General features: G+C 60.3%; 8 protein-coding genes. 3 read left to right on the top strand and 5 right to left on the bottom strand.

The features are described from left to right. Positions 1-197: 197 nt before the first annotated feature. Positions 198-1,655 carry a cardiolipin synthase gene (cls, locus tag HNR62_RS01845; RefSeq protein WP_204794395.1) on the bottom strand — a complete coding sequence of 486 codons (1,458 nt, stop codon included), beginning with the start codon at positions 1,653-1,655 and terminating at the stop codon, positions 198-200. 75 nt (positions 1,656-1,730) lie between these two features. Here cls and HNR62_RS01840 point away from each other — a divergent pair, with 75 nt between their 5' ends. After that, positions 1,731-2,276 carry a YceB family lipoprotein gene (locus HNR62_RS01840; RefSeq protein WP_204794394.1) on the top strand — a complete coding sequence of 182 codons (546 nt, stop codon included), beginning with the start codon at positions 1,731-1,733 and terminating at the stop codon, positions 2,274-2,276. A gap of 297 nt (positions 2,277-2,573) precedes the next feature. Here the strand turns inward: HNR62_RS01840 and purL are convergent, their stop codons facing one another. After that, positions 2,574-6,464 (bottom strand): phosphoribosylformylglycinamidine synthase, encoded by a 3,891-nt coding sequence (gene purL / locus HNR62_RS01835; RefSeq protein ID WP_204794393.1) that lies wholly within the window; start codon positions 6,462-6,464, stop codon positions 2,574-2,576. Between the two features lie 192 nt (positions 6,465-6,656). Here purL and mltF point away from each other — a divergent pair, with 192 nt between their 5' ends. Both mltF and HNR62_RS01825 read left to right on the top strand, forming a co-directional pair. Then, positions 6,657-8,069, top strand: coding sequence for a membrane-bound lytic murein transglycosylase MltF (gene mltF, locus HNR62_RS01830; RefSeq protein WP_338044062.1), 1,413 nt, complete (start codon positions 6,657-6,659; stop codon positions 8,067-8,069). Positions 8,070-8,407: 338 nt separating this feature from the next. Next, positions 8,408-8,560 (top strand): hypothetical protein, encoded by a 153-nt coding sequence (locus HNR62_RS01825; protein WP_204794392.1) that lies wholly within the window; start codon positions 8,408-8,410, stop codon positions 8,558-8,560. Between the two features lie 125 nt (positions 8,561-8,685). Here HNR62_RS01825 and HNR62_RS01820 read toward each other — a convergent pair whose 3' ends face one another. The 3 genes from HNR62_RS01820 to bamB form a co-directional block, all read right to left on the bottom strand. After that, entirely contained in the window at positions 8,686-9,126 is a 441-nt protein-coding gene (locus HNR62_RS01820; protein WP_204794391.1) for a universal stress protein, read from the bottom strand. Between the two features lie 346 nt (positions 9,127-9,472). Beyond that, complete coding sequence (der, locus tag HNR62_RS01815) at positions 9,473-11,008, bottom strand: ribosome biogenesis GTPase Der (RefSeq protein WP_204794390.1); 1,536 nt, start codon at positions 11,006-11,008, stop codon at positions 9,473-9,475. Between the two features lie 72 nt (positions 11,009-11,080). Beyond that, positions 11,081-12,253, bottom strand: coding sequence for an outer membrane protein assembly factor BamB (bamB, locus tag HNR62_RS01810; RefSeq protein WP_204794389.1), 1,173 nt, complete (start codon positions 12,251-12,253; stop codon positions 11,081-11,083). Position 12,254 lies beyond the last annotated feature (1 nt).

Raw genomic sequence — 12,254 nt, 5'->3', positions numbered from 1 at the left:
ATATTACGGCGCCGCTTCTTTATAACAAGACATCCTGTTCTTCTGTCGTCATTTCCGCGCAGGCGGGAATCCATGAGCCCGGCTCCTGCCTGTTGATTACAGGCCCAAACATGGACCCCTGCCTTCGCAGGGGTGACAAAAACGCGGGGGTGACGGCACGGCTCTGCTTAACGCTTCCGGCTTACCGCTGAACGCTGTTACAGCAGCGGGCTCAACAGGTAGAACAGGTTTTCCGCTATTCGCTTGCGCAGCGGGCGCTGACGCCATTCCAGCCAGGACACCGGCTCGGCGTCGCTCAGGTAACTGTCGGCCAGTTGCAGCAATTCGCCCATGGCCTGGCCATCGTCTATAAGCAGCGTCATTTCGAAGTTCAGCCACAGGCTGCGCTTGTCCAGGTTCACCGTACCCACCAGCGCAAACTGATGATCCACCAGCACGCACTTGGTGTGCAGCAGGCCGGCGCCGTACAAGTGAATCTCCACGCCCGCAGACAGCAATTCGTCGAAGAAGGCGTTGCAGGCATAGTTGACCATGCGCGAGTCGTTTCTGGCCGGCAGTACCAGCTGCACCTCCACTCCCCTGTCCGCCGCCGAGCACAGGGCCGCCACCAGGGGATCGTCGGGCACGAAGTAAGGGGTGATCAGCACCAGCCGGCGTCGGGCCTGATAGATGCTGGTCAGCAGGCTCTGCTGAATGGCATCGCCGCCCATGAAGGGGCCCGAGGGCAACAATTGCAGCTTGAGCTGGTTATCCAGGCAACTGATGGGGTGATATTCCAGCTGCTCCAGCAGCCGCTCGCCGGTTTCCATTTCCCAGTCCCATACGAACAGCGACCAGAAAATGGGCACTATGGGCCCCCGGATGCGCAGCATGATATCGACCCACTGGCCCACGCCCGCGTTTTGTTTGAAACAGGCCGGATCTACCAGGTTCATGGAGCCGGTGTAGGCCACGTCGTCGTCGATCACCACCAGCTTGCGGTGCATGCGCAGATCCTGACGCTCGAACAGCAGCCGGAATGCCCCCACCGGCAGCACTTCCACCACCTTGACGCCCGCTTCCCGCAGCCGGCGCGGCCAGTGACTGCGAAAGAAATCGGCACTGCCGACCGAGTCCAGCAACAGCCGGCAGTCGACGCCCCGGCGGACCGCGTCCATCAGCTCGAAGGCAATGGCATCGGCCCGGCCACCGGGGTACCAGATATAGTATTCGAGATAGCAGGAACTGCGCGCCGCCCGAATGTCGGCCTGCAGCGCCGCCAGAATCTCGCCCGGTTGTTGCAACAGCGTCATACCGTTACCGCTCAGCATCGGCATATTGAGCCGGGCCTTGACCAGCTCGTAGATAGGCCGGGCCGGATCGCTGACCACGAACTGCTGGCCGGGAAAGCGCGCCACCAGCACGTTGATCCAGTCCGCATGGGGCCGATACATAGCCTTGGCCCGCTCCGCCCGCTTGCGCCCCAGCCGCACCTCGCCAAACAGGATATAGGTTGCCACCCCCAGAATGGGAATGGCATAGATCAGCGCCAGCCAGGCCAGGGATACCCCCACCGGGCGGCGTTTCATGATGACCCTGAGCGTGACCCCGACCACCAGGCTGGTATGGGCTGCAAACAGCAACCAACCGAGCAGCGTATAGATATAATCACTCAAAAATGCCTTGCTCCTCTCAAGCGGCACGGTGCAGACTGATTAAGGTACAGAAAACCGCGACAGGGATACAGACCGATGAAAATTATACTTTTTTTAATTGCCCTTGGGGTAAGCAGCCTGGCTTGGGCCCAGAGCCTGACCCTGACCGAACAACAACTCAACCAGGAACTGAACCGGCAGCTTGGCAAGGAGTTTCCCTTTTCTCTCGGATCCTGGCTGTCGGCGGGGATAGAGCTGAAACAGCTCAGTATCGAGCTGGGCCGCCAGGAAGCGGACAAGGCCCGTGTTCAGGGACAGGGAATACTGTCGATGCAGCAGGGACAGCAACGCAGTCAGTGGGACATTGAGGGAAATTTCAGTGCCCGCCCCCGCTACGACAGCGAGCAGGGCGCCTTGTTTCTGGATGAGTTCACCCTGCTGAGTTACCGGCTGAATCAAGAGACCAGCTCGCCGCAGGCCGGTATGATGCTTCCCTTGCTGCTGCAGGGACTCGCGGGTTATTTATCCCGGTATCCGGTCTACACCCTGGATGACAAGCATCCCCTGCAGCGCCAGTTGAAAGACAGGGTGCTGAGCCTGGAGATAGCCCCGGGAGAGCTGCTGCTGCACGGTATCGACTGACGGAGCGGCTGCCGCTCGTTAATCCAGCTCAGCAGAAAGGCACGATTGGCCGTGCCGGTCAGAATATCGTGATGCGCCAGATAGCTGAGCTGATCCATCTCTTTACTCTGATCATTGAATGAGTAACTGAAACCGGCATCTGCCGTTTCTTGCCCGGTGACAGGCACCCCGAGGCGGCGTGAGGTGGTTGTTTTTCGGACACCGCTATATTACAGACTCACTTGAGAAATAAAAAGCCCGCATCGCTGCGGGCTTTTCATTATGAGAAACAAGTGGCACATTTAGCCGAGATTTTTTCTAGCCGAGATTTTTTCGGGCGTTGCGGAAGATGCGCATCCAGCCACCGTCTTCGCCCCAGCCATCCGGGTGCCAGGAGTTGGCCACGGTGCGGAACACCCGCTCCGGGTGCGGCATCATGATGGTGACGCGACCGTCCTGGTTGCTGAGACCGGTAATGCCGTTGGCGGAGCCGTTCGGGTTGAACGGATAGCGCTCTGTGGCCTGACCCTGGTTGTCCACGAAACGCAGGGCCACGGTACCGCTGGCCTCAATGGCGTTGATGTCGGCATTGAGGGTCTGCACCCGGCCTTCGCCGTGCGATACGGCGATGGGCAAACGAGAGCCGGCCATGCCGGACAGGAACAGGCTGGGTGACTCCTGTACTTCCACCAGGCTGAAGCGGGCTTCGAACCGCTCCGAGGTGTTGCGCACGAAGTCCGGCCAGTGGGCGGCACCGGGGATCAGATCCCGCAGACGGGACAGCATCTGGCAACCGTTGCAGACGCCGAGGGCGAAACTGTCTTCACGGGCGAAAAAGGCTTCAAACTGAGCCCGCAGTGCCTCGTTGAACAGCACCGACTTGGCCCAGCCGCCACCGGCACCCAGTACGTCACCGTAAGAGAAGCCACCACAGGCGACCATGCCGGCAAACTCGTCCAGCCGGTAACGACCGCTTTGCAGATCGCTCATGTGCACGTCCACGGCGGCAAAACCGGCGCGATCGAAGGCGGCGGCCATCTCCACATGGGAGTTGACGCCCTGCTCGCGCAGTATGGCCATGCGCGGGTGCACGCCTTTGGCGATAAAGGGCGCGGCTATGTCTTCTTTCGGATCGAAGCTGAGCGACACCGACAGGCCGGGATTGTCCGCTTCCTGCTTGACGTCGAACTCGCTCCGGGCGCAGTCCGGGTTGTCGCGCAGGGCCTGCATCCGGTAGCTGGTCTCGGACCAGAGGCGGCGCAGTTCGGTGCGGGACTCGGCATAGACTTCCTCTCCGGCGAAGAAGAAGCGCAGCTGGTCGTCCTGATTCGGCTGACCGATGACGTGGCTGCAGGCAGCCAGGCCATGACCGGCCAGACAGGTCAGCACCGCTTCCTTGTCTTCGCGACGCACCTGCAGCACGGCACCCAGTTCTTCGTTGAACAGCGCCGCCAGTTGATCGGCACCCAGCAGATCCAGCTCGATATCCAGACCCGTGTTACCGGCGAACGCCATTTCGGCCAGGGTGGCGAACAGGCCGCCATCGCCCTTGTCGTGGTAGGCCAGCAATTTTTTGTCGGCGATCAGGGTCTGCATCGCATAGAAAAAGCCTTTCAGCTGCTCCGGGCTGTCCAGATCGGCGGGCTTGTCCCCCAACTGACGGTACACCTGGGCCAGCGCCGAAGCACCCAGGCGATTCTTGCCGTTACCCAGATCGATAAGAATAAGGTCGGTGTCGCCCAGATCGCTGCGCAACCAGGGGGTGACGGTGGCACGCACATCATTAACCTTGGCGAAGGCGGTGATCACCAGCGACAAGGGAGCGGTAACCGATTTGTCTTCGCCATTTTGCTGCCAGCGGGTCTTCATCGACATGGAATCCTTGCCCACCGGTATGGTCAGTTCCAGCTCGGGACACAGTTCTTCGCCCACGGCCTTGACCGCTTCGTACAGGCCGGCGTCTTCACCGGGGTGACCGGCGGCAGACATCCAGTTGGCAGACAGCTTGATGTGCTTGAGCTCGCCGATGTCGGTGGCGGCAATGTTGGTGATGGCTTCCGCCACCGCCAACCGGGCCGAGGCCGCGTAGTCGAGCAGGGCCACCGGGGCCCGTTCGCCCATCGACATGGCCTCACCGGCATAGGTGTCGAAGGCGGCGGCAGTCACGGCGCAATCGGCCACCGGCACCTGCCAGGGACCGACCATCTGATCCCGCGCCACCAGACCGGTGACGGTACGGTCGCCGATGGTGATCAGGAAGCCCTTGTCGGCCACGGTCGGCAGTGTCATGACCCGCTCGGCCGCGTCCTTGAGATCGATCCCCCTCAGCTCCAGTGCCGGGCTCCGGTGTTGGGCCGTGATGACGTCACGCTGCATCTTGGGCGCCTTGCCCAGCAGCACTTCCAGCGGCATGTCGATGGGCTGATTGCCGAAATGTTCGTCGTGCAGGCTCAGGTGCGGCTCGGCGGTGGCTTCGCCGACCACGGCAAAGGGGGCCCGCTCGCGACGACAGATGGCTTCAAATTCCGCCATGCGATCGTTCGCTACCGACATCACGTAACGTTCCTGGGACTCGTTACACCAGATTTGCAGCGGGCTCATGCCCGGCTCGTCGTTGGGAATATTGCGCAGTTCGAAACGGCCGCCACGGCCGCCGTCGTTGACCAGCTCGGGCATGGCGTTGGACAGGCCGCCCGCGCCCACATCGTGGATAAACTGGATGGGGTTCTGCTCGCCCATGGCCCAGCAGCGGTCGATCACTTCCTGACAGCGGCGTTCCATTTCCGGGTTGTCCCGCTGTACCGAGGCAAAGTCCAGATCTTCGCTCGACTGGCCGGAGGCCATGGAAGAAGCGGCACCGCCACCCAGGCCGATGTTCATGGCCGGGCCACCCAGTACCACCAGCTTGGCGCCGACGGTAATCTCGCCCTTCTGCACGTGTTCGCCGCGAATGTTGCCCAGGCCACCGGCCAGCATGATCGGCTTGTGATAACCGCGTACTTCTTCGCCGTTGAAGCTGGACACCTTCTCTTCGAAGGTACGGAAGTAGCCGAGCAGTGCCGGACGGCCGAATTCGTTGTTGAAGGCCGCGCCCCCCAGAGGGCCGTCCGTCATGATATCGAGCGCACTGACGATGCGCTCGGGCTTGCCGAAGTCCTGCTCCCAGGGGCGGGCATAGCCCGGTATCTTCAGGTTGGACACGCTGAAGCCCACCAGACCGGCCTTGGGCTTGGAGCCGCGACCGGTGGCGCCTTCGTCACGGATTTCACCGCCGGAACCGGTGGCCGCACCGGCATAAGGCGAAATGGCGGTGGGGTGGTTGTGGGTTTCCACCTTCATCAGGATGTGAATGTCTTCCTGATGGTAGCGGTATTCACCGGACTCGGGGCTGGGGAAGAAACGCCCGGCGGTGGAGCCGGTCATCACGGCCGCGTTGTCCTTGTAGGCCGACAGCACATGCTCGGGCACCTGTTCGAAGGTGTTCTTGATCATCTTGAACAGCGACTTGGGCTGATCGACACCGTCTATGGTCCAGTCGGCGTTGAAAATCTTGTGACGACAATGCTCGGAGTTGGCCTGAGCGAACATGTAGAGCTCGATATCGTTGGGATTACGGCCCAGGCCGGTAAAGCCCTCGTACAGATAATCGATTTCGTCTTCGGCCAATGCCAGACCCATGCTGGCGTTGGCCTCGGCCAGGGCGTCGCGGCCGCCGGTCAGAATGTCTACAGCGGTTACCGGTGCCGGCGCTGCCTCGGCAAAGAGGCAGCTGGCATCTTCCAGTGCATCAAGGGTCACTTCGGTCATGCGGTCGTGCAGCATGTCGGTGACCGCATCCAGCTCGGCGGCACTGGGGCTGCGCTCGAAACTCAGATAATAGGAGATGCCGCGTTCGATGCGCTTGACCTGGGTCAGGCCGCAGTTACGCGCGATATCGGTGGCTTTACTGGACCAGGGAGACAGAGTACCGGGACGGGGAGTCACCACCACCAGCAGACTGCCGGCGGCAGGCGTCATGCCCTGGGCCGGGCTGTCGAGCAGTTGGCTCAATGTTTGTCGACTGTCGGCCTCGAGGTTGGCATTCAGCGCAACAAAGTGCACATACTCGGTTTCGATGGCGACCAGCGGCAGGTTCTGCTGCTGGGCGCGGCGAACCAGGGTCCGGGTTCTGAAACCGGATAAGGCCGGTGAGCCTCTCAGTATTTCCATAGTGGCAGTTCTCAAAGCGTGAGTGAATGGGGGGTTGAGAAATTGCCGGTATTATAGGTTTACACCCCTGCCCTGTCGACGCTCATTTCCGGGACCTTATTCTGCCGGCTTGCCCGAAAAAATCGGCCTTTGCCTGACGAAGTGGTCAACTTCTGCTATAAAATGCCGACCGTCTTGAACAAGGACTCGCTTGTGCGCCTGATACCGATGCTTTTCAGAACCCCGCTGCTGCTGGGGTTACTGATCCTGAGCGGCTGCGATGCCCACGAAAAACGCCAGACCCAGCAGGGACAGATCCAGAGCCGTGGGGCCTTGCGGGTCGGCACCCTCTATCATCCACTGCATTACTTTTTGCGCGACGGTCAGGAGGAAGGGCTGGATTACGAGCTGGCACGGCTCTTTGCCGACTCGCTGGCCGTCGATCTGACCATGGTCCCGGCCTATAGCCTGGACGAGCTCTTTTCACTGCTCGACACGGGCAAGGTCGACATGCTGGCCGCCGGCCTCACCATCACCCCACAGCGACGCCAGCAGTACCGCTTTGGCCCCAGCTATTACGACATAGCCCAGACGCTGGTGTATCGCAAGGGCAGCTCCCGCCCCCGGGATCCTGGCCAGATAGAGGGCGAGATCCGGGTGCTGGCAGGCTCCAGTCAGGCCGAGTCGCTGCATCAACTGCAGCAGGAGTTGCCCGGGCTGCACTGGGAAACCCGCCGGGACACGGATGAAGAAGATCTGCTGCGCCAGGTCTCGGAAGGCCGGGCCGACCATACCCTGGTCACCGATGTCATGCTGGCCCGCACCCAACGCTATTATCCCAATATCGATGCGGCCTTTACTCTGGGCGAATCCCTGCCGGTCGCCTGGATGCTGGACCGGCGTGCCGACGACAGCCTGCTCGGCCAGATGCTGACATTTTTTGCTCAACAGCAGGACGCCGGCACCCTGGCCCGACTGAATGAAAAATACTTCGGTCATGTGCAGAGCTTCGATTACGTCGATACCCGCACCTTTTTGCGCCGAACGGAAACCATACTCCCCAGCTACCAGCCGTTGTTTGAGCGTTATGCGGGGGAGCTGGACTGGCGCCTGCTGGCGGCCGTCAGCTATCAGGAGTCGCACTGGGATCCGCTGGCCCGTTCCTATACCGGCGTGCGCGGCATGATGATGCTGACCGAAGACACCGCCAGACAGGTGGGGGTTTCCGACCGGCTGGATCCGGAGCAAAGCATTCGTGGGGGCGCCCGTTACCTGGCATCGCTGATGGACCGGCTGCCGGACGCGATTCCCGAAGATGAGCGTATCTGGTTTGCGCTGGCCGCCTATAATATCGGCCTGGGACATCTGCTGGATGCCCGTCGACTGACCAGACTGCGCGATCAGGATCCCGACTCCTGGACCGCAGTAAAGGAAAACCTGCCGCTGCTGCATCAGCCCAAGTGGTACAGCAAAACCCGCTACGGTTATGCCCGGGGTCGGGAAACGCAGCAGTTCGTCAAAAAAATCCGTCAGTATTATCAGAGCCTGCAATGGCAGGACAAGCCAGGTACGGATCCGGGCCTGACCGCCCAGCATGAGAATTTACCGGCAGAACCGGAAAGTTAACAATAATGTCACTTTACCCGGGCCGCGCAAGCTGATATCTAGTGCAGTAACGCCGCAGTCTATTGCCGACTGCACACTAAGTAATGCTGCATAACAGCTGTGGCTCAGTCGTCATTCCCGCGAAGGCGGGAATCCAGGACTTGTGGCGCAGAACGGTCAGGCTGCTGGTTGCCTGCAAAGGCACTGGACCCCCGCCTTCGCGAGGGTGACAATAAAGGCAAACCAGCGCCAGAATCCATATCAGTTATAGGGTGTTGCTTATTGCCGACTGCACATCAGGTTTGTCGCCGACAGCGGTATCGATTTAAAGAGAAATGCACAATGAGGAATGCACCATCATGTTGAAACGAAGACGCGCCCTGCTGAAGCAGCGCAAACCGGCGAGCTGGTCGCCCCGCCGCAAGATACTGCTGCAAAATGTTCGCCGCAAGGTACTGCGCCGTAACAATGCCTTTTTTCTGACTACTATCGACAACAAGTCGGCGGCCTGACGCCGCCGTCACCCGGCGCTTGCCGTTCATGTCCTGCCTGGTCATGAACCATCGACAAATCATTCACTATCAGTCATTAACTATTAATCATTAACTATTAATCATTAACTACCAGGCATTAACCATTAACGTACCGTAATAACGCCGCACCCGGCGCCGTGACTCACCTTGTGGGACACGCTGCCCATCACCAGGCCGGCCAGATCCCCCAGTCCACGACAGCCCATGACGATCACATCGACACCGAGCGTCTTCGCCTGCTGCATAATGGCACGCGCCGGCTCACCCCGCGCTATATGAGTCTGAACATGAGTCGCGCCGAGCTTTCGAGCCTCGGCTTCGGCCCCGGCGATGATTTTCTTGCCGGCCTCGTCCATTTCCTTGCGTTCATCTTTGATGGTAACGGCGCCAATGCCCCAGATCAGGGTCGCTTCGTGCGGCAAGACTTCGGGAACATGCAGAATATGTACCGCTGCATCGTCCTGACGCGCCAGGTGACAGGCCAGTATCAGCGCCTTTCTGCCGTGTTCGGAGCCGTCCACGGCCACCAACAGTGATTTATACATACCCTCTCCTTTTGTCCATAAAGGCTCCCGCAGCCCTGCTATCCATACTAGACCAAGAACTTTATCTGAGGGGGGGGGGGAGGAGTAAGGCGGGAAGGGTAAATCCGACATCTGCAGGCGGTGCTTGTTTATACCAAGCCCACTAAAAAAGTGATCAATTTCTGACAATAATGTCGTGTTTAAAACTCTGTCATACCGGGCTTGACCCGGTATCTTTCAGCAGGAAGATCCTGACTTTCGTCAGGATGACAGCCTGACCAAATGATTAACCCGTTTGGTATTACACCTCCCCCCTATCCCCTCACTTTTTCTAATAAAAACGCCGGCTTAGCCGGCGTTTGAAGGGTCATTTTTTCTTGTTGAAGCGCATCATGCGTTTGCGTTTGCGCATCTGGGTTTCGGTCAGCTTGTTCTTGATGCCCTCGTACGGGTTGGCACCCTCATTGAACTCGACCCGAATCGGCGTACCCATCACCTGCAGCGAGCGCCGGAAGTAGTTGATCAGGTAACGCTTGTAGGACTCCGGCAGATCCTTGACCTGGTTGCCGTGCACTATGATGCGCGGCGGGTTGTAGCCGCCGGCATGGGCATACTTGAGCTTGACCCGGCGACCCCGTACCAGCGGTGGCTGGTGATCTTCCTGCGCCATCATCATGATACGGGTCAGCATGGAGGTGTTGACCCGCTTGGTGGCCGATTGATAGGCCTCCACCACAGAGCCGTACAGGTTGCCCACACCGCTGCCGTGCAGTGCCGAGATAAAGTGCAGACGGGCAAAGTCGATGAAACCGAGGCGACGATCCAGCTCGCGCTTGATGTCTTCCTTCACGTCCTGATTCAGGCCATCCCACTTGTTGACCGCCAGCACGATACTGCGACCGGCATTGAGCACGAAGCCCAGCAGGCTGAGATCCTGATCGGAAATCCCCTCGTGGGCGTCCAGTACCAGCAACACCACGTTGGCGTCTTCTATCGCCTGCAGGGTCTTGATCACCGAAAACTTTTCGACGGTTTCATGAACCTTGCCCCGGCGGCGTACCCCGGCGGTATCGATCAGTATGTAGTCCTGCTCGTCCCGCTTCATCGGAATGTAAACGGAGTCGCGGGTGGTGCCCGGCATATCGTACACCACCACCCGGTCTTCACCGAGAATACGGTTGGTCAGGGTGGACTTGCCCACGTTGGGGCGACCGACGATGGCCAGCTTGATCGGCAAATCCTCGAACGGCACCGTCTGTGCCTCGTCAATCCTGTCCATTGCCTCGATGACGCTATCGATGTCGTCGCCGTCGAAATCCAGCTGATCGAAATCGAATTCATCGGCTTCGGCATCGTCCGCTTCCGCTTCGGCTTGAGCCTGGGCCTGGGCTTGGGCCTCGGCAGCCAGTTCTTCCAGCTGGGGGGCCAGTGCCGTTTCCAGCAGGCTCAACACGCCCCGGCCGTGGGAGGCCGCGATGGGGTAGAGATCGCCAAGGCCCAGCTGATAAAATTCGCTGACGGCCGAATCGGCATCGATACCGTCCGTTTTATTCACCACCAGCAGGGTGTCTTTCTGGCAGCGACGCAGGTGGGCGGCGATGGCTTCATCGGCCGTGGTCAGGCCGGCACGGGCATCGACCATGAACAGCACCACATCCGCTTCGTCGATGGCCGCCAGCGACTGCTCGGCCATTTTCAGCTCTATGCCTTCTTCGGTGCCGTCGATACCACCGGTGTCGACCACGATAAATTCCAGTTCGCCAATCTTGGCCTGGCCGTATTTACGGTCCCGGGTCAGGCCGGGAAAGTTCGCCACCAGCGCATCACGGGTGCGGGTCAGGCGGTTGAACAGGGTGGATTTGCCCACATTGGGGCGGCCCACCAGAGCCACTACTGGCATCATAAAATCAGTCTCCAAAAAACAATAACGGCTCCTGATCCGAGATCAGGAGCCGGTGTGTCAGGTCCGCCGGGATCAAGGCTGGCCGATGGCCACCAGATCTCCGCCGCGGCTTTGCACATAAAGGGTATCGCCGGCCACGACAGGCGCCACATACAAGCCCTTACTGTCGATACGCTGCAACGATTCGAGCACGCCGCTTTGACGATCAAACCAGTACAGATAACCCTCACCGTCGCCTGCCACCAGATAATCACCGAACACGGTCGAGGCCGTCAGCTGGCGATTTTCCAGCTCGGTATTCGACCATAGCTCCATGCCACTGCGCGCATCCACCGCAAACAGATGACTGCGACTGTCGCTGATATAGAGCTGGCGACCATCGGTACTCAGATCCTGAGAGCCCTGATACTGGCGCTTCCACAATTCCTGCCCCGAAATCAGCTGATGGGCGGTCAATTGGCCATTATAAGCGATAGTGAACAGGATATCGCCCAGAATCACCGGTTTCGCGGCCACATCGACCATGCGCTCCAGCTCGGTGGCGCCACGAGGGCTGGCGATACGGGTATCACGTACCGGCTGGCCATTGGCCAGCAACGCCACCCCCAGACGACCGTCGGCCCGGCCGTAGAGCACGGCGCCGCCGACCGTGACCGGCGTGGCCATGCTGCGCAGGGTCAGGCTGGGTTGCTCGTTACGCAACTGCCACTGCTGTTCGCCGCTGACGGCATCCAGCGCCACCAGATTACCGGCGCCGGTATGCACCACTACCTTGCCTTCGTCCACCGCCGGGGCGGCCAGCACCTCACCGGGCACCTCGCGGGTCCAGAGCAGCGTGCCGTCCAACTGTGATACCGCATAGACGACGCCGTTCTCGGAACCGAAATAGAGGTTGCCATAGGCCGCGGTCAGTCCGCCGGAGATGCGCGGGCTACGCTGGTTGTCGTTGATGTCCAGCTTGTCCAGTCGCAGCTGCCACTGCCGCTTGCCGCTATCGCTCGCATAGGCGGCCAGCACGCCGTCGCGGGAGGCGGCGAACACCCGCTCACCGTTTACCACGGGGCTCAACTGGGAATAGAAGTCACCGACCCCATCGCCGACCGAGGCCGACCAGCGCGGCTTGGTATCCAGGGTATTCCTGACGTCCGGCAAGGGACTTGCCGGTGCCACTTCCGGCTGGCTGGAACAGGCGCTCAGGCCCAAGCCCAGTACCAGCGGCAACATCATGGTCAACCGTTTATGCATG

Origin of the sequence: Oceanisphaera litoralis (assembly GCF_016907015.1) — a bacterium.
GTDB lineage: Bacteria > Pseudomonadota > Gammaproteobacteria > Enterobacterales > Aeromonadaceae > Oceanimonas > Oceanimonas litoralis.
This window is presented reverse-complemented; position numbering and strand designations above follow the sequence as displayed.

What these genes read in the sequence shown, in the direction of transcription:
- HNR62_RS01820 (WP_204794391.1), bottom strand. Translation starts at nt 9,126, where the DNA reads ATGTATAAATCACTGTTGGTGGCCGTGGACGGCTCCGAACACGGCAGA.
- purL (WP_204794393.1), bottom strand. Translation starts at nt 6,464, where the DNA reads ATGGAAATACTGAGAGGCTCACCGGCCTTATCCGGTTTCAGAACCCGG.
- HNR62_RS01840 (WP_204794394.1), top strand. Translation starts at nt 1,731, where the DNA reads ATGAAAATTATACTTTTTTTAATTGCCCTTGGGGTAAGCAGCCTGGCT.
- der (WP_204794390.1), bottom strand. Translation starts at nt 11,008, where the DNA reads ATGATGCCAGTAGTGGCTCTGGTGGGCCGCCCCAATGTGGGCAAATCC.
- HNR62_RS01825 (WP_204794392.1), top strand. Translation starts at nt 8,408, where the DNA reads ATGTTGAAACGAAGACGCGCCCTGCTGAAGCAGCGCAAACCGGCGAGC.
- bamB (WP_204794389.1), bottom strand. Translation starts at nt 12,253, where the DNA reads ATGCATAAACGGTTGACCATGATGTTGCCGCTGGTACTGGGCTTGGGC.